The organism is Paenibacillus sp. FSL M7-0802 (assembly GCF_038004945.1).
In the GTDB taxonomy this organism is placed as follows: domain Bacteria; phylum Bacillota; class Bacilli; order Paenibacillales; family Paenibacillaceae; genus Paenibacillus; species Paenibacillus polymyxa_B.
This window is the reverse complement of the sequence record NZ_JBBOSD010000001.1, coordinates 943,404-960,346: the sequence shown is the minus strand read 5'-3', so window position 1 is coordinate 960,346 and position 16,943 is coordinate 943,404. Positions and strand designations below refer to the sequence as shown.

The following is a 16,943-nucleotide window of genomic DNA, read 5'->3' as shown; positions in this document are numbered from 1 at the left end:
ATTTCCTACGGTCTAAGTGACTTGTCCAATTTACGGATTTGCCATTCAGCGAGGGTTTAATTTCACTTGTGAGCCCTTGCCGCCCGTCTGGATTCCAGTATCCTTCACTCCGGCTTCCTTCAGATCGACTAGTAGCCGCTCTAGTACAGCTTTGGCGAAAGGTGCTTCTTTTGCACCAGACGCTTTAACGACCAACTGCACCGGTTTGCCGGAACGCAGATGTTTGTCTGCCTGACGCAGCTTCGTGTCGTAATCATGCTCCTCAATATGAGCAGTGAAGCGAAGCTCCTTGACCTTTTCTTTGCCACTGTTTTTTGCGGTTCGGCCGACATTCGTTTTGCTTGCTGCGGCTTCTTTTTGCGCAAGCGCTTTTCCTTTGCCCTTTGCGACCAAGCTACAGGGCGGTGGACTGCTCATCAGTGAGGTGCAGACCAGGTCCACCCCTTTGGATCGGGCCATAGCCAAGGCTTCTGACTTCGAGACAACGCCGAGCTTCTCCCCTGCGAGTCCAGTGAGTACCACTTCGTCAGCTTTAATTTGCTCGTTGATTAATACTGCCACGTAAATGTAGCCTCCCTTAAACAATGATAAAGCTATCATATACGGAACCCGTTTGCGATTCAATTTTAGATCTATCCGTATTGACAAAAGTCACTAAGCCCTATACTCTTTTACTGATAATGATTATCATTTTCCAATGCAATATACATACAGGGGTGATTGAGAGAAATGAAAAAGATGTTGAATAGCCTATTGTTATTTGTAGTATTTACTATTGTATTGGCGGGCTGCGGTGCAGCTGGGGATAGCTCGAAGACGGAAGGTACTGCTGGGTCTGAGCAGACATCTACTACGGCTGGTCCGGTTACGGTTAAGGACGACCACGGGGAAGTCAAGCTGGACAAGCCAGCGGAACGTGTCGTTGTACTCGAATGGACGTTTACCGAGGACCTCATTGCACTTGGCGTACAGCCTGTCGGCAATGCGGACAATGAAAACTACAAGCTGTGGGTAACACCGGAGGCAAAGCTGGCTGATACCGTAACTGATATCGGCACACGGGGCGAACCGAATCTAGAAGCGATTGCGGCGCTCAAGCCAGATCTTATTATCTCTAACGCCGATAACAATGCAGCGATCTATGCACAGCTTAAGGGGATTGCACCGACGATAGAATTCGATCCTTACAAGGGGAACGGCTATGATTACGACCGTATGGTCGAAATTTTCAAGCAAGTCGCTGTGGCTACCGGAAAAACGGAACAGGCTGATAAGGTCCTAAGCGAACTTGACCAGCACTATATAGATGCAAAGGCTACATTGGAGAAGGCAGGCAAAGCAGACTTTCACTATGCGCTGACACAAGCCTTTACAGCTCAAAATGCTGCCAGTCTGCGAATGTTCAAAGAAAATTCGGTTGTAGTGGGAACGCTTGCGAAAATCGGCATGGTGAACGACTGGAAGTCGGACAAGACTGAGAAATATGGGTTTAGCACCGTTGGCATTGAAGCTCTTCCAGCTGTGCAGGACAGCAATTTTATCTATATTACGCAAAAGACGGACGATGTATTTGGAGCCGCGATGAAGAACAACTCGGTATGGAACGGACTGAACTTTGTCAAAGAAAAACGGACCTACCCACTGGACGGTACAACATGGACGTTCGGCGGCCCAATCTCATCTAAAGTGCTGGTTGATCAAGTAGTCGGAGCTCTGACGAAATGACCCGAACAGGCACAACGGGTTTATCGAAGACTTGGCGTGTAGGAAGCATTTTTGGGGGCGGATTGATCGTCCTCATCGTGCTTTTTTTTGTAAGCTTGTGTTATGGAGAGGCTTCAATCCCGCTGCATACAGTAATTGAGGCGTTGACCCAGCGTCAGAATACGCTCGATCATAACATGGTGTGGGATCTCCGAATGCCGCGTACGGTCATCGGAATCCTAGCAGGTGGTGCGCTGGCCATCGCCGGTGCTCTGCTCCAGGCCATCACCAAAAATCCGCTGGCGGCTTCTGATACACTAGGAATTAACGCCGGTGCCTACTTTGTGGTCGTCCTTGGCGCGGTGATGTTTCCCGGATTGCTGCATCAGGCGCCGTTTCTATTTGCCGCTGTCGGCGGCCTGCTTGCAGCGGTGCTGGCTTACTTCATGGGCGGGGGACGAGCTGGAAGTCCGATTCGGTTGGCGCTTGCCGGCTTGATTGTATCCATGGTTCTCGGTTCGTTTACCGGAGCTTTGCATATCTTTTATTCATTTGAAACGCAGGGATTGTTTCTCTGGGGTTCTGGCTCGCTTGTGCAAAACGATTGGAGCGGGACGACTTACGCCTGGCCATGGGTCGTAGGACTCTCGGTCATTGCCGTTCTGCTGTCAAGACAGTTTGATGTCCTGGATCTGGATGAGTCCACATCCACGTCGCTCGGACAAAAGGTTAGCTTGACCCGGGCGGTGGGAATTGTATTGGCTGTCCTGCTATCGACCATTACAGTCAGCGTCATTGGACCCATTGGTTTTGTGGGTTTGGTAGCTCCGCATTTGGTTCGCTTAAGCGGTCTAAAAATGCATCGTTGGGTGCTGCCCGGTTCCTTCCTCTGGGGGGCATTGCTGTTGACGGGCGCTGACGTGCTGGCGAAAATGGTCCACCAATCAAGCATGGATCTGCCGACCGGAGCAATGATGGCCTTGATCGGTGCTCCTTGGTTAATTTGGCTGATTCTGTGGAAGATGAAGCTACCTTCTGGTATTAGTGGACAATCTTCAATGAACATAGGTGTGCGCTCTCGGAAATTACCGTATGGCAGGCTGGTCATGTTGCTTGGGTGCGGTGCCGTGCTGTTGACCGTATTCAGCCTGATGTTTGGAGGAATGCGAATTCCGGTCGGCGATTTGCTGTCCGGCCTGTTCGGCGGTGAGAACGCAAATTCGGCCTTGCTGCAGTTTAGAATTCCGCGCACGCTGGTGGCAGCCGGGGCTGGTATCGCTCTTGCGGTCAGCGGTGTCTTGATCCAATTAGCCGTTCGTAATCCCTTAGCGGATGCCTCGATCATTGGTGTTTCTTCAGGGGCTGGTTTCGGCGCGCTTGCAGTAATTATCGTTTGGCCTGGGCTGCCTGTTTATATGCTGCCCATCGCGGCGATTGCCGGAGCGACGGTTTCGGCGGCGGTGATCTTCTTTTTATCATGGAACAAGCACCTAAACCCGTCTGTGGTCATCCTACTTGGGATTGCCGTATCAGCGATCGGAGCAGCTGGCATTCAGATACTGATTATCCAAGGTTCGCTTTGGGGCAGCACAGGCTATATTTGGCTGACGGGTAGTACCTACGCTCGAAACTGGGGGCAGGTGGCGACGATTCTGGCTTTTCTGCTCGTGTTGTTGCCAATAGCCTGGTGGCTAGCTCGCCGCTTCGATCTTTTGGTATTTGACGATAGCAGCGCCATGGGACTGGGACTTCCGGTGCGCCGCACCCGGCTGCTGGCCATGACAGTGGGTGTGCTGCTGGCGGGCGGAGCGGTGGCCTGTGTGGGTACAGTTGGCTTCATCGGGCTGATTGCCCCGCATATCGTGCGTACGTTGATTGGGCACCATGTACGCCGCTCCATTGTTCTGTCGAGCATCTTGGGAGCGGTAATGCTGGTGCTGGCTGATACGATTGGCCGGACAGTGCTTGCGCCGACCGAAATTCCTTCTGGATTGCTGATCGCACTGATCGGTGCACCGTATTTCCTGTACTTGATGTATCGCTCCAATAAGAGTAAGTCAGTGTAGTTGAATATGTACACAAACAGGCTGTTTCCCAGCGGATTTTCTGTGGGGAAGCAGCCTTTATTATTAATTCTTCTACGTAGTCATTGGGCTTTATATTTACAAATCTAATAAAATAGATATAATGTTTTATATGGAACCGTCATTGATTTATAAAGCATTGTCAAACGAAACTCGTCGTCTAATTATGCTGTGGTTAAAAAAACCAGAAGAGTTTTTTGATGAACAGGCTTATCTAAAACAAGGGCTTAATTTTCAAATTGGTGTATGTGTGGGAGATATTCAGGCTAAAGCGGGACTTGCGCAGTCTGTGATTTCAAGTTATTTATTAACGATGCAAAAATCCGGTTTGTTAGAGTCTGAGCGTATTGGGAAGTGGACGTACTATCGTCGGAATGAAAAAACAATCCGGGAATTTGCCGAGTACGTTCAAAAGGAACTATAAACAGAAAGGAGGTTTTTTTTTACATAACATATCTACAAATCTATATATATAATTAAATTGGAGGCTTATACTTAAAATGAAAAAGGTTAACCCGTTACTTATTATCATTCTGGCTTTAGGCGTATTCGGCATTATTACAACGGAAATGGGGATTATAGGTGTTCTCCCCCAAGTAACTCAAAAATTCAATGTATCAGCTGCCCAGGCTGGTTGGCTCGTCAGTATTTTTTCTTTAGTTGTTGCCATTTCAGGTCCGTTCTTGACCTTACTCGTTTCCGGCATGAATCGTAAAGTCATTCTATTAACCGCTGTATTCAGTTTTGTCATTTCCAATATAGTCTATGCCTATACCACTCATTTTGAGGTCATGCTCATTTTTCGTGTTCTTCCTGCTATTTTTCATCCTGTCTTTTTTTCGGTCGCTCTCGTGACTGCATCTCATCTTGTCCCCCCTGAAAAGAGTAGTAAAGCGGTCACCAAGGTTTTCGCTGGAATTACAGTAGGATTTGCTTTTGGCGTGCCTTTGACTTCTTATCTTGCCGAAAAGATATCGTTAGAAGCTGCTTTCTTATTTGGTGCTGTCGTAAGCATGATTGCATTTGTAGGAATACTCGTATGGCTTCCTTCCCTGCCAGTTCAGGAAAAGATGTCTTATGGCAAACAGCTTGGTATATTACGCAAACCTCAATTGTGGTTCAACATTGTGACTGTTATTTTTATCTTTGCAGCTATGTTTTCGGTGTATAGCTACTTTGCCGAATATCTTGGAGAAGTAACTCTTATGAACGGGTCATGGATCAGTATGATGTTGATGGTCTTTGGAATCGTCATGATTTTTGGAAACTTTTTATTTGGAGGATTATTACATAAAAATCTGATTAAGACCGTCATCATGTTCCCATTGCTATATATGGTCATTTACGTATTCACTTATGCTCTGGGGGCATCTTTCCTACCAATGATTGTGGTTGTGCTCATTTGGGGGGCCGTGCATTCCGGGGGGCTAATTATTAGTCAAACATGGTTAACTACTGAAGCGAAAGAAGCTCCAGAGTTTGGTAATAGTCTGTTTGTCTCATTTTCTAATCTAGGTATTACGATGGGAGCTGCTATAGGCGGCTGGTTTATCTCTCACTTGGGAATACACCAGCTCATCTGGAGCGGACTGATGTTTGCACTGCTAGCGTTTTTATCTATGATTATAAAAATAAAATTGTTCAATTCGAATGCAACGGAAGTCAACGTGCGTTAAAATATGGAGAGACATTAGAAGAGTACTCTACATTATCTAATTGGGAGGAATAGATGAATATTCGAATGTATCACGATCTGGAGGCTCAATTGGAAGAGGAAATTTGGGCTCTTGGTGAGGAAGCAGCTCATATACTCCCATTAGATAGCAACTTGGCCGAGGAAAAAGCACAGAAGGCCTGGGATCTAATACCCGAACCTAAGCATACATGGGGCATCACAGGGGTAACCCTACATCAATACGTTCAAATTCTCAATTATAACGGGCATACTCAGCGATCAGTAGAGCTTTTAAATGAGGAGATTTTAGATTTGGAAGGTTCAGGGTACCGGATTATACATGCCGAACCTTATATCCAGATGGCGGAAACACTTCTTCATCAGAGCAAGCCTGTATTAGCTCATGAATATCTCCAGAAGGCATACTCGATTGGGAGTGCAAGAGCATTTCGGGACCAGCCCAAGCTTTATCTCAAAATGGCGAAAAGTAAAGCTCTGGATGAACAGGATATACTACTTCAATTTGCGGCGTTAGATGTGAATGCCAAACTTCTAAGCGATTTAAAGGATAATCAATAACCAATGTAATGGCCTCATACAGTCTGAGATAAAATGCTGATCTGGATACGACGGAAAATGGGTTTCAATATTATTTATGGGGAGGACCAATGCATTGAAATTAAAAGAAGTGCTTTTAGGCACCCACAGTTTCGAAGCGATAAAAGCTTTTTACGGCTCTCTCTTAGATTTGCAGGTTGTGGAGGAAAACCCTTCGCGGTTGTCTTTTCAAGTAGGGGAATCGGTTCTTGCTTTTCAGGAATCCTCCCACATGGAAAATGAATTTTATCATATTGCGGTTACGATTCCAACGAATAAATTCATAGAAGCAAAACAGTGGATAATCGACCGTGGGATTTCATTGATTTCAAGACCCCGAGAAGATGAGTTTTTTTTCGAAAACTGGAATGCAACAGCGCTTTACTTCTATGATCCGGATCATAACCTTGTCGAGTTTATCGCTCACCATACACTCAACAACGCAGTCACTGAAGCTTTCGGGCCCCACTCTCTACTTCGTATAAGCGAGATCGGTCTTCCTGTCGATGATGTCTCCGAAGTATCTAGGATAATCGCCGAAACGTTCCAACTTCATTCATGGGGAGGGGCTGGACAGAAATTCGCGCCGCTAGGGGATGTAGAAGGATCATTTATAGTCATAGACAAGCAACGGCCTTGGTTTCCTGATGATAGGCTTCCGGCCGTATTTAACACCAGAGTCTTGTTCGAAGCTCCATGCTCTGCTAGTCTTTCGCTTCACAATGGTTTGTATGAATTGAGATCAAACTGATTTAGGGCTTCCCCGGATTTCTGGAATAAAGCTTACGATAAGGGGAAATCCGGGGATCATAATACATACAGGAGAGAATATATGAAAATTAGACTACTTAATTCAAATGAAAAATATCCAATAGAGCTCTTGTTACTAGCTGATCCTTCGCACCAACTTGTTGAGGAATACTTAAAAAGAGGGCAGTGTTTTGTAGCAGAGATGGACCAACATATTGTTGGAGTCTATGTTCTTTTACCTACAAGACCTGAAACAGTTGAGTTAGTGAATATAGCAGTATCAGAAGATATGCATGGTAAAGGAATAGGCAGACAATTAGTAACACATGCAATTGAAACAGCCAAGACACAAGGTTATAAAACGATGGAAATGGGCACAGGAAACTCTAGCATTGGGCAGTTAGCTCTCTACCAAAAATGTGGGTTCAGAATTGTTGGTGTAGATCTAGATTTCTTTGTCAGACACAACTATCTAGAAGAAATTTATGAGAATGGCATACAGTGTAGAGATATGATTCGTATGTCTCAGGATTTATAGAGCTTAATTTCTTTGCAAACCCTTCAAAGGTATCTTAAGTAAGGTTCTGAAAGGTATATGATATTGTGCCAAAAGATGGTACAATAAATTGCGGAAAGGCTATACAATCATTGGATTGCAATAGTCCTTTTTTAATAAGTTGATATCCTACTAAGTTCCTGATAAGGGGTGGTTACTTTGTACAACACAACAACCACGATACTCACAGAGATAACAAAATATATGAAAGATAATGATTTAATATTAAGTGATTTAGCTAGAGAAGCCGAAATGAATCCGGGCACCATGAGCAGTATTATTAATGGGAACCGCACTCTTTCAGTGGATCAGCTAGACCGAATTACAAAAGCGATGGGGCATCCCGTTGGCTATTACTACGAACGGTATGTGTCTGAGTATTTAACAGAGGCTAATCCGAATTGGCGTCGAATGAGTCCTTTTATACATAATTGTGCGAAATTAAACAAACTGGACTGCATTCATGATGTGGTCAATCTATTGATGGATAAGTTGGGCTATTCAGAATCCTTATTTGAGCTTGCTGAAGAATTATTTCATGAAAAGATGTACCAAGCGGCAGCCATACTTTATGAAAATGTAGCTGTAAGTGAGAAAAAACAATACTCAGAACGCCTCGCTATGTGTCAGTACCGCTTGTTCCATACGAGGCAAGGAGACAATCAAGAAAAAAATTATGAGGCGGCAGTTCAATTTGAAATATATGTTGAACGACTAGATGAGATAGATCAGTTAGAAGCGTTAAAAGATTTGGCGAATACATACCGTTCGTTACGTAAATGGGACAAAGTAGAATTGTTCGCTAAAGCTTTGGGAGACAAAGCTAAAATTCAATACAAACTGGAACAACAGCGGCATCATGTGAAAAAAGAAAATTCAAAGAAACCAAGTTTTCCTCTGTTTGCTTATTGGGCATTTTCTCATTTACTTCGTGCAGAAGTTTGTGAGGCTCATAAAGATTATGAGAAGGCACTTCAGCATACGTACAAATATGGTGACTTAAGTTGGGTGAAAGATTCAGATGAAACTACTTTGAAGTGGAAAAGGCAATATGAAGAATGGTCTAAAGCCAATACTTATGTAAATAAACTTCATGCTGGTGAAATTGGTGTTTTGGCTGATTATGTAACATTTTTTTCTTCAAGGAAAGAAGAGTTACTTTCCGGATTAGATAACATACTTGAAGCTGCTAATCGATATCATTTAAATGTTGATAATATACTAAATCAATTTCAAACAGAAATTTTAGTTTTGCTGGATAAACCTGAGTGTGTAGGTACGTACAACCAACAATTAGTTATAGAACGTTATGTTCATTTCACACATGAATTAGCGGTTTACTACTTTAACAAAAATAATTTTGTGGATGGATTTACTTTTTTGTTAAATTGTTTGGGAAAATCTACATTAATCAATAATAAGTCGTATATAATTAAGTGTGTAAAGCTATATGAGTTCTATCAGGAATGTGCAGCATCTGAGACGAAGACAGCATATAGAAATTTAATTAATGAGGTGGATAATGATGAAACGTAAAGTAATTCTATCTTTTTTAGTTACCAGTTTTATACTAGTAGTAGTAGCGGTTCCCCTTCTTCAGCACCAAGACAAAGGGTCTACTTATGAGCCTACAGGGCAACATGGAGGAATGTGAGAATAAAATGTCGCAAGTTCATGATTACAGTAGAGCATAGAAAATCAACTATTATCAAGTAGTTAGGTGGGATTATCCGTCTAGCTCTTTTTATATGACTTATTTTAATATTATTTTACTATACATGAATAAACCCTAAATATTTTATGGCTCCACGGATGTCCACAGTACTGCAATTGCTGCATAAAAATATCTGGATAAATAAAGCTTTCATAGCTATTTTCAATTTACTGATATGTACTGGCTCATTTTATTAAAATCTCATAACTGACTGAAATGAACAGACTCTAAATTCATATGTGTACACTCGTACACTGTTGCAGCCTAGATAATATGTCTAGGTTTCTTTGTTTTTAATATCCATATATTATTATTTAGATAAAATGAGGGGGGGATTTACACCCAAAACATCTCTTTAATTTCTACAATTTCCTCCAGCACATCTATTTACACCGTATAGTTATTTAATGGACGCTGATTTATGCTTCTAAATACCCCGGAGGTGGTTAAAATCAAATTACCATTCAATTTCCACAAATATGGGCATAGCACTTCCACTCCCTGACTCAGCCTATTTTTCGACTTGATACCATACGCAAATTGTAGACGGTAGTTGGTCAGCTTTACATATCAATTTTAAGACCAATCTACAGATAAATTATAATGGAATTTGAACACATCTACTCAATCTGATAAATTTGTATTGCTTGATTTGTCCTCTGATATTCCACTTTATCATGAAATCATTGTAAACTATCCAAAAAGGTATCTTGAGTAAATATCTGAAATATATATGATTTTATTCTAAAAAACGGTATAATCATGAGTGATCAAATAAATTAATTTTATAACTCGTTTCTCAATTACATAGTTTTTTATCTATGCATCATATGAAAAGTTTATGATGAAGGGTGGTTTATCTATGGAGATCACACCTACGATTAGAGCAGAAGTTCAAACCTATCTGATACGGAAAAGCTTAACCATGACCGAGTTTGGACACATCATTGATTTGAATGTAGGTACGGTTAGCAGTATTGTTACTGGAAATCGTATTTTATCCGTTAACCAATTGGATCGCATTACTGCCGGGATGGAATTACCACCAGACTATTTTTATGAACGTTACATTGAAGAGTGTATCATAGAAGAAACGCTCAACTGGCGAAGAATTAGCCCTTTTTTGTACCGATGTGTGGAGCTTGATCGACTCGATTGCTTGCAACGAGTTGTATTTTTGTTGCTGGATAATCCAATCTATCCTCCGTTACTCTTTGAAGTAGCCGAGAATATTTACAGAGATGGTCACAATGAAGCAGCGGCGTTTCTTTATGAAAATGTGGCCGAGAGTGAAAGGCAGCAACATTCAGAGCGATTGGCGGTTTGCCATTATCGATTGTTTACGATTCGTGTTGGAGACGATCAAGAGAAAAACTATGATGCAGCGGTTCAGTTCGAGCCTTACGTTGAAAGATTAGATGAAATAGATCAGCTTGATGCACTAAGAGCGTTGGTGAATACATATCGTTCTCTACGAAAATGGGTTAAATTGGATTATTTTGCTAAATCGCTGGGGAATAAAGCGAAAATACAATACAAAATTGATCAACAGCATTCTGAAAATAGTGAACATACAAAGAAGCCGCTATACCCTTCATTTGTCTACTGGGCATTTTCGCATTTAATACGTGCTGAAGTTTGTGATGCTAATAAAGATTATGAGACAGCACTCCAACATATCCAGAGATATGCCGATTTAAGCTGGGTAGAAGAGAAAGATGAAACGACCCTAGAATGGAAAAATCAATTTAAAGAATGGGCAAGCGCTAATATTTATGTGAATAGGCTTATGTCAGGCGACTTAAGTGTAATCCCTGATTATGTTGCTTATTTTTCTTCAAAGAAAGATGAAATACTCCCCGCAATAGATAATATAATTGAGGTGGCTAATCGATATAATATAAATGTAGATCACATCCTTGAATTGTTTGAAGCAGAAATTCAGTCTTTTTTGAATGAACAAAATCAGGTAGGCGTATATACTCAACAAATTAGTTCAGAACGTTTTACTCATTTTTCAAGGGAATTGGCGATCTATCTTTTGCGTAAGGGGAGATTTTCAGACGGCTTCACATTTTTGTTCAGCTGTTTGGAAAAGTCTGCTGAAGCTAATAATAGAATACAAGCAATCAGATGTATGAGGTTGTTTACGTATTTTAAAGAACATGCATCTGCTCACACGAGGGCAGTCTACGGAAATCTAATTAAAGTGGTTAATGAAGATGAAGAGTAAGTTGATCCCGCCCTCCTAGTATCCAGTTTTATGTCAGTAGCATCAGTAATTATGATCCAACTGGACAATATAGAGGAATGTTGGAATAAAATAGTCTCAAGTTCAAGATCACAGTAGACTTAGAAAAACAACTATGATCAAGAGGTTAGATGGAATTATCCGTCTAGCCTTTTTTAAATGGCCTGTTTTGCTCTACATAAATAAGCTTCTAGAAGTGACTTAGCTTGGACTTTTATCTGTCAAATGCTTATTCGATCATTGGAAGATTATCATTGGAAGATTATATAATGTGGAAAGTAGTATTTAAATAACAAGACATATTGCCTATTTCCTTCATTTCCCTTATGATAATTGCACTACTGCCAAAGAAGGAGATACATATGAAGAAAGCTATTCTACTATTATTGATGTTTGCTATTTTAATTCCATCACAAGTATTGGCAGCAACATCTACAAAAGCAATGTCAACAAGTGAAATCGAAAAAATATACTTTGAGAATTACAAAGATCGTGTGAAGGAAATTAAAATTGCACAAAAAAAACTTAATGCTGTTCTGGGGGCAGAAGTTCGTGAGCTAACTCAGAAATTAAGTCAAGCATCAGCGCGGTATAAAAACGAAGTGAAAAATAAGTCAAGTAAAGTGGTAATAGCTCAATCCAAGGCTGACTGCGATAAATTAAAGAAGCAGCTCAGCGTGGCTAAAGTGGAACTAAATAAAACAGTTAAAAATTACAAAAAAGAAAGTGAACAAGCATTAAAGGATATTGCAAATCAGAAAGCAGACCTTATAAAATTCATTAAGAATCACACAGCAGGAAAAGATAAACTTACTGAGTCTCAATTTAGCAAACAAGTTAATGGAGATATTATGTCGATTAACGGCTCATTTACTGGCATTTTAAAAATGTTGACGGAAGCTAAATAATGATGAGTAAAGGCAGCAGGTATCACCTGTTGTCTTTTTAATTAGGCTTAGAATGGAAGTTATTGTTGGCCGACTTTGGATTGCTGTGGAATGGGGTCAAAGAGGATATATGGATGAAATAAATTTTGTTCGTTTTTATATAATGAAGTACGATTAGCGAGGAGAAAAATTTATGAATCGTAAGTTTTTTATCATGGCTTTGATAAGAGGTATTTTTGGGTATTTCCCTTGTGGGCTGGGAGTTGCAGTATTATTGGAGGCTTATAGCAGATATAGTCTAAGAGGTTTTTTAATTGGAGCTACATTTTTCCTTATCGGGGGATTAGTGCTTTACTTCACAAGACGCTATGAATCATCAGATTGGTTACTTTAGATAAAGCAAATATTACATTAGAAGGAGTATATGATGTTATCACCAAAACAAGAAGAGAGCCTTAGTAAATTTATGAGTAAAATTCTTAGGCATACACCAGAACAGTTTGGAATTAAGTTGGATCATGAAGGTTATTGCCACGTGCAAGACTTAATTTCAGCAATTAAATCAGAGAATAGATGGTCGGATATAGGAGAAGCAGGGATTGATCAAGTCGTAACTAATTGTCCAAAGAAGCGATACCACATGGTAAATGGATACATACGAGCGAACTACGGGCACAGTGCAGGAAGATTAGATTACAAAGAATCCATTCCGCCAACTGCTCTTTATCACGGAACAAATAGCAAAGTAGTTGATAAAATTATTACCGAGGGAATTAAACCCATGGGGAGAAAGTATGTTCATCTATCTGAGACACTTGAATTTGCAACATTGGCAGGTAAGAGACGTGGTGAATTAGTCATTCTTGAAATCGATACAGTAAAATCAATGGCTAACAATGTTAAGTTCTATGTCGCTAACAATGGTGTTTGGCTTGCCGATTTTGTGCCCCCACAATATGTTGAAAAAATTTAACACTGATATTTTTGTTTATATTAAAAAGTCAGTTGCATTACTTGAATCTATTAGTGAATCACCATCTATCGGCAACTGATATAAGGAGCTATTTGTGTATTTTATAAACAAAAAGAAAATAAATGCTATGGATTTATTATTTTTATCAAAATTAACGAGATAAAATTGGATGCTATCAAAAGAGTGAAGTCAAATAATTTACTTTGCCAGGGATTTATACAATACTTTTGACATAGTAAATCCGTTTATATCAGTCCATTTGTCACATAATATAAAAGGGATATCCCTAAACATCTCCTTCTGATAAGATTATTTCCATCTAAATTAAAATGGACGTGATCAATTGGGGAGAATATTGGTTCCACCTGACAAGCTAATGGAAGTGGCTGACCAGTTCTTGCATGGTAAACACGAAATGGAACGTATGTTGAATTTACTGAATGGAAGAATTGATTTTGTCCAACAAGGTTGGTCTGGTGCTACCCGAGAGAGGTTTTCCCAAGATTTTCAGGTCTCTAGACAATCCATGGGCGTGACGCTTGAACGACTTTCTACGGTTGCACAAGAACTCATCTTTATTTCAAAAAACTTCACACAGGTAGATGGAGAAAAAGTCGTACTTGATGTGCCCGGGAATGGTGTGCCTGTTAAAACGGCATCAAGCGGTGAAGGTTGGTTACATAAAATCTTTGAACAGATCGGTAAAGCTGAGATCACAAAAGCCGAAGCTCAGATGGAAGCTAGTAAGCTTCAAGGGGAAATTTTGTGGGATACTGCTCAGGGAGCGAAAGGTGCTATTCAGGAAGATTTAACCTTGGGGATGCTGCCTGACAAAGACCGTGACTATGATCATCCTATGGCTGCTAAAGTAGGTGAAACTCTCGGTCACGTAGCTACGACATTGCAGGGAGCTGGTGAGGTAATCGTTGGAACAGGTGGAGAAGGATTATCAGTTGCTGTTTCATCCACAGGAGTTGGTAGTATTATCGGAATACCTGGATTGATTGGCTCAGCAGCTTTAGCGGCACATGGAGGTACAACCGCAGTTAAAGGCGCAAGCGGAATAGGAAAAAGCTCAGCGGAATTGTGGCAGATGATGAAGGGAGAAGGTGTACCTTCTTATGGGAAAAAATCTGTTCCAGCAGGTCCTTATCGTGAAGTTGACAGTTACCCTGTAAAAGTAAAACACGGAGATCAGGAGAAGCATATTGTTGAGACGCCCAACTACAAACAAGACTTAGCCAATGGTAAGAACAAGAGTATTTTCTATGGTGATAACAAAACCGCACAAGAATTACTTGATAGTTATTCTGGAAAAGGTGCTATGTTTAAAGCAGGGCGAGAAAGGATTGATTTCGGAAAACCTATCGGGAAATATTATAATAGAGATACTGGTATGTTCGAAGAAACAACAAAAGGAATTATTCATTACAGTAAAGATGGCGCACATATTGTACCAGCAGCGCCTTAAACCAAGGAGGAATATATGGGATATGATTCTTTGATTAAAGCCATTATTTCAGTACCGAAAGAAGAATTAACTATTCAGTGGGGAAGTGGATTAAAGATTATTGGTACTAGGGACACCATTTATGAAACAAACAATGGTTTAGATGAAGATGATAATGAATTCATTGAATATGATGCTGCGGTTATTGAAGTTAAAAAGATAGTATCTAAGCCGATTAACGACGAAGGAAGTATATATAATTGGTTACAAAAAGGAAAGAGCCCCTTTATTGAAATTTCTCTCCATAACGATCCTCCCAGCATGATAACATCTACTGATGGATCTATTATTTGGAAATATGAATAACTCTGGAAATCCTCAATTGTGTATTTTTCACTCAATCGAGGCTAGATGGGATTATCCATCTAGCCTTTTTGGTTTGTATGGGTACCACATAAATTGTAAGCACGACAGAGCATATAGTCCCCTATGGTCTAACATTCGTTATAAAGTAGTAGGATGCCATTACACCTAAGAAAATTAAAACAATAGACTACACGAATCATGGAAATTCAAAGCAGCATCCAGAGTGGCCTCATGAACATGTTTTTGAATGGAAAGAAGATGGGACATTTAAAAGAGTTAACAAGAAGTAGGAGGGACTGTTTTGGAATACAATGAATTGGTGGAACGTTTTGAAATGGGGGAAGAGTTTCAGTTCTACTATAAGAATGATAGCTATTGGATTAGCCAAAATGAAGAAGAGTACTTTCTTACTCGTGAAAGAGACAGTTTTTCGCAATCATTTGAATCAGCAAGAGAGTTGTTCATTAATGGGAAGATTGAAGATAAGACTATTTTAGAGTTGTCGGATAGCATAGAGATTTAAAAAAGTACAATTTGAGCCTGCTCCTTAACAATAAAAACGGGAGTGGCCTTTTTACTAGTTAGCCAATCTGAATAAAGGAGGATGACATTTACAACCACCTTGCTTCAAACGAAGGTGCGTCAAATTCAGGTCACCATGTTCCAATATCAATCATGATCAAATTGTTGAGCTAAGGATATGGGAATCAAGCAGATGAACAAAATGTCCATCTAAAAGATATTACCGATATTGGAGAAAATAAAAGCGTGTCGTAGTTTTTACTCATAAAGAAACACCTCGAATGAATTTGATTTTGATCTCGTATTCTCGGTGTTCACGTTCTAATTTAAACCCATAAACCACCTAATATTTTGAACGTATCCACGAGTGTCCACACTTACCCGCAAATGCCGCATAAAATATCCCGGGTGAACAAAGAGTAGGTGCATGTAATAACCATGTTACACTTGGAACCCGTACAAGTGGGTGAGCATACATTTATTGGAGTCGAAGTCAAACTGCCTAAAACAACGCTGCTGACTATCTCCAACTCCCGTGGTTACATCATGTGTGGTGCGTCTAAGATACGGCTACTTCAGGGGATTTAAAATCTCCTTTATTTAAGCCGTAAAATCAAGCAGGACAAGCTTTCATAAATATTTGCTTCGAACCGTTAATTAAGAAAAGAAGCCGTTGCTTGGACGGCTTCTTTAACCTTAAAATCATTCAGGTAAAATCTACTTATTTCCTCTTATGCATAAGAAAGTGATTGTATACACCACTCCAGCAAAGAGGCTTAGTAGAAACGAGGTTGATAATGTTCTGAAAATAAAAGTAGAAGTGGGTACCGTATAAAATTCAAACATACCGTTGATCGGAGTACTCGTTGTTGTTGGCCCTTTAATAAAGGAATAGTATATTCCTACAAAAAAACCGTAAGACAAATACTTAATTAGATTTTTTTCGAATTTACTCATTTGTTAGCCTCCAATAATGTTTTTGGAAAAGTAGAATTCTTGTACTATGAAGCCCTTCAAAGTAATGTAGGAAAAGTCTATAAATATAGCGATCTTAAAAATCTTTGGTAAGGATGTTTATTGATATTATGTCAATTATATTATTTTAAATCAAGAAAAAGGAATAATGATGTAATCATCATTACTCAATCTTTGGTGTTAGCCCTATGGATAAAACCCCCTGTAACTCTAGGTACACAGCGTCTAACATTAACATTACGTTAAATCCAGTCATATCAAGGCTTATGACAGTTTCTCAAAAGTATAAGGAAAAGAAAACTTCTTATAATCAGGAATTTTATTCTTTTTTCTTCGTGATTCACTAAACCTGGAATGACGTTCAATAAAATGTACAACATATAAGCTTAAAAAATTGGTCTAGGCTCTTTGCATGTCTATGTGAAGCAAATGTTACAAA

General features: G+C 40.2%; 17 protein-coding genes. 16 read left to right on the top strand and 1 reads right to left on the bottom strand.

The annotated features are described in order from the left end of the window. Nucleotides 1-45 precede the first annotated feature (45 nt). Nucleotides 46-561, bottom strand: a complete 516-nt coding sequence (gene infC, locus MHB54_RS04890) for a translation initiation factor IF-3 (RefSeq protein WP_279831471.1) — start codon at nucleotides 559-561, stop codon at nucleotides 46-48. Nucleotides 562-729: 168 nt separating this feature from the next. Between infC and MHB54_RS04885 the strand changes: the two genes are divergently transcribed. The 16 genes from MHB54_RS04885 (at nucleotide 730) to MHB54_RS04810 (ending at nucleotide 16,117) form a co-directional block, all read left to right on the top strand. Beyond that, nucleotides 730-1,725 (top strand): ABC transporter substrate-binding protein, encoded by a 996-nt coding sequence (locus MHB54_RS04885; RefSeq protein WP_053325061.1) that lies wholly within the window; start codon nucleotides 730-732, stop codon nucleotides 1,723-1,725. Beyond that, the gene (locus tag MHB54_RS04880) at nucleotides 1,722-3,770 is read left to right on the top strand and encodes an iron ABC transporter permease (protein ID WP_340981449.1); all 2,049 of its coding nucleotides are present in this window, start codon (nucleotides 1,722-1,724) and stop codon (nucleotides 3,768-3,770) included. Before MHB54_RS04885 ends, MHB54_RS04880 begins: the two co-directional genes overlap by 4 nt. Before the next feature lie 130 nt (nucleotides 3,771-3,900). Next, complete coding sequence (locus MHB54_RS04875; protein ID WP_023987858.1) at nucleotides 3,901-4,212, top strand: ArsR/SmtB family transcription factor; 312 nt, start codon at nucleotides 3,901-3,903, stop codon at nucleotides 4,210-4,212. 76 nt (nucleotides 4,213-4,288) lie between these two features. Further along, nucleotides 4,289-5,464 carry an MFS transporter gene (locus tag MHB54_RS04870; RefSeq protein WP_340981448.1) on the top strand — a complete coding sequence of 392 codons (1,176 nt, stop codon included), beginning with the start codon at nucleotides 4,289-4,291 and terminating at the stop codon, nucleotides 5,462-5,464. A gap of 53 nt (nucleotides 5,465-5,517) precedes the next feature. Continuing rightward, complete coding sequence (locus MHB54_RS04865; protein ID WP_338533423.1) at nucleotides 5,518-6,042, top strand: hypothetical protein; 525 nt, start codon at nucleotides 5,518-5,520, stop codon at nucleotides 6,040-6,042. A 94-nt stretch (nucleotides 6,043-6,136) separates the two neighbouring features. Further along, entirely contained in the window at nucleotides 6,137-6,811 is a 675-nt protein-coding gene (locus MHB54_RS04860) for a VOC family protein (protein ID WP_340981446.1), read from the top strand. 81 nt (nucleotides 6,812-6,892) lie between these two features. Next, nucleotides 6,893-7,348: a GNAT family N-acetyltransferase gene (locus MHB54_RS04855; protein WP_340981445.1), complete on the top strand. Its 456-nt coding sequence runs from the start codon at nucleotides 6,893-6,895 to the stop codon at nucleotides 7,346-7,348. A gap of 222 nt (nucleotides 7,349-7,570) precedes the next feature. Continuing rightward, on the top strand, nucleotides 7,571-8,902 hold the full coding sequence (locus MHB54_RS04850) for a helix-turn-helix domain-containing protein (RefSeq protein ID WP_340982133.1): 1,332 nt from the start codon (nucleotides 7,571-7,573) through the stop codon (nucleotides 8,900-8,902). A gap of 1,040 nt (nucleotides 8,903-9,942) precedes the next feature. Next, complete coding sequence (locus MHB54_RS04845; RefSeq protein WP_340981444.1) at nucleotides 9,943-11,313, top strand: helix-turn-helix transcriptional regulator; 1,371 nt, start codon at nucleotides 9,943-9,945, stop codon at nucleotides 11,311-11,313. A gap of 380 nt (nucleotides 11,314-11,693) precedes the next feature. Further along, entirely contained in the window at nucleotides 11,694-12,239 is a 546-nt protein-coding gene (locus tag MHB54_RS04840) for a hypothetical protein (RefSeq protein WP_340981443.1), read from the top strand. A 172-nt stretch (nucleotides 12,240-12,411) separates the two neighbouring features. Beyond that, the gene (locus MHB54_RS04835; protein WP_028542918.1) at nucleotides 12,412-12,612 is read left to right on the top strand and encodes a hypothetical protein; all 201 of its coding nucleotides are present in this window, start codon (nucleotides 12,412-12,414) and stop codon (nucleotides 12,610-12,612) included. Between the two features lie 33 nt (nucleotides 12,613-12,645). Further along, nucleotides 12,646-13,191 carry an RNA 2'-phosphotransferase gene (locus MHB54_RS04830; protein ID WP_340982132.1) on the top strand — a complete coding sequence of 182 codons (546 nt, stop codon included), beginning with the start codon at nucleotides 12,646-12,648 and terminating at the stop codon, nucleotides 13,189-13,191. 343 nt (nucleotides 13,192-13,534) lie between these two features. Further along, the gene (locus MHB54_RS04825; protein ID WP_340981442.1) at nucleotides 13,535-14,662 is read left to right on the top strand and encodes a polymorphic toxin type 50 domain-containing protein; all 1,128 of its coding nucleotides are present in this window, start codon (nucleotides 13,535-13,537) and stop codon (nucleotides 14,660-14,662) included. Between the two features lie 15 nt (nucleotides 14,663-14,677). Continuing rightward, nucleotides 14,678-15,007, top strand: coding sequence for a hypothetical protein (locus MHB54_RS04820; protein WP_028542915.1), 330 nt, complete (start codon nucleotides 14,678-14,680; stop codon nucleotides 15,005-15,007). 301 nt (nucleotides 15,008-15,308) lie between these two features. Then, complete coding sequence (locus tag MHB54_RS04815) at nucleotides 15,309-15,530, top strand: hypothetical protein (RefSeq protein WP_340981441.1); 222 nt, start codon at nucleotides 15,309-15,311, stop codon at nucleotides 15,528-15,530. A gap of 437 nt (nucleotides 15,531-15,967) precedes the next feature. Then, a complete protein-coding gene (locus tag MHB54_RS04810) occupies nucleotides 15,968-16,117 on the top strand; it encodes a hypothetical protein (RefSeq protein ID WP_175405254.1) in 150 nt (49 codons plus the stop codon). The last annotated feature ends 826 nt before the right edge of the window (nucleotides 16,118-16,943 follow it).